The following is a 244-nucleotide window of genomic DNA, read 5'->3' as shown; positions in this document are numbered from 1 at the left end:
CGCGAAGTACAGCCATTGAATTGCCATGTTGATGAACAAGACCAGCCAGAAAACGGCGAACAGCGGACCGAGCACGGCCATTACATCACGCGGGTCCGCCGGCGGAGTCCGATGCAACATCACGCCCAGCCCGCCGAACATGAAGATCAGGACGGCGAAAGTGATTGCAAAGGGGACGCCGAGGATCAGGCCGTCGATCAGATACGCGGCGAAGCGCGCCCAGAATCCGGAGTAGGGCAAGGGC

At 60.7% G+C, this 244-nt stretch carries 1 protein-coding gene; it reads right to left on the bottom strand.

The annotated features are described in order from the left end of the window. Positions 1–244, bottom strand: a 244-nt coding sequence (locus tag RAD04_RS39065; protein WP_461628020.1) for an RDD family protein, incomplete at both ends; no start/stop codon positions are given.

It is taken from the genome of Bradyrhizobium sp. 25ACV, assembly GCF_054863005.1.
The sequence above is the reverse complement of the archived record's forward strand: the minus strand, read 5'-3'. Positions and strand labels throughout refer to the sequence as shown.